Genomic DNA, 1,046 nt, shown 5'->3' on the forward strand with positions numbered 1-1,046 from the left:
TGTCGATGGTGGTGATCGCCTCGATGATCGGCGCCCGTGGCCTGGGTGAAGATGTACTGGTGGGCATCCAGACCCTCAACGTTGGACGCGGCCTTGAAGCCGGTCTGGCGATCGTGATTCTTGCCGTGGTCATCGACCGCATTACGCAAGCCTATGGTCGTCCACGGCATGAGGCGAGCAAATGACTACTGTCAGCAAAATTGAAGTCAAAAACGTATTCAAGATTTTCGGCAACCGCTCCAAGGATGCACTGGCGTTGATTGGCCAGGGCAAGAGCAAGGACGAGGTGCTGGCCGAGACCGGTTGCGTGGTGGGCGTGAACGACCTGTCCCTGAGCGTCGACACCGGTGAAATCTTCGTGATCATGGGGCTGTCGGGTTCCGGCAAGTCGACCCTGGTGCGTCACTTCAACCGGCTGATCGACCCTACCAGCGGTGCGATCCTGGTGGACGGTGAAGACATCCTGCAACTGGACATGGAAGCCTTGCGCCAATTCCGCCGGCACAAGATCAGCATGGTGTTCCAGAGCTTTGGCCTGCTGCCTCACAAGAGTGTGCTGGACAACGTTGCCTACGGCCTGAAAGTGCGTGGTGAAACCAGGCAAGTGTGCGCCGAGCGTGCGCTGCACTGGATCGAAACCGTGGGCCTCAAGGGCTATGAAAACAAATACCCGCATCAACTTTCCGGCGGCATGCGTCAGCGTGTAGGCCTGGCCCGGGCGCTGGCGGCCGACACCGACATCATCCTGATGGACGAGGCGTTCAGTGCGCTCGACCCGCTGATCCGTGCCGAGATGCAAGACCAGTTATTGGAGCTGCAAAAGACCCTGCACAAGACGATCGTGTTCATTACCCACGACCTCGATGAGGCGGTGCGCATCGGCAACCGCATTGCGATCCTCAAGGACGGCAAGCTGATCCAGGTCGGCACGCCCCGCGAGATTTTGCATTCACCGGCGGATGAGTACGTGAACCGGTTTGTCCAGCGGCGGGTGGCGGTGGTTTGATCCGATATTTGTGGTGGGTTGGCTGAGGCTATCGCAGGCA

General features: G+C 59.2%; 1 protein-coding gene and 1 pseudogene. Both read left to right on the top strand.

Annotated features, from left to right (window positions below):
• A pseudogene (locus HX786_RS30165) lies at window positions 1–185 on the top strand (proline/glycine betaine ABC transporter permease); the annotation flags it as partial.
• Window positions 182–1,006, top strand: a complete 825-nt coding sequence (locus HX786_RS30170; RefSeq protein ID WP_003209262.1) for a glycine betaine/L-proline ABC transporter ATP-binding protein — start codon at window positions 182–184, stop codon at window positions 1,004–1,006. The pseudogene HX786_RS30165 and the gene HX786_RS30170, both read left to right, overlap by 4 nt.
• Window positions 1,007–1,046 lie beyond the last annotated feature (40 nt).

Source organism: Pseudomonas sp. 21615526 (assembly GCF_013386245.1).
Taxonomy (GTDB): domain Bacteria; phylum Pseudomonadota; class Gammaproteobacteria; order Pseudomonadales; family Pseudomonadaceae; genus Aquipseudomonas.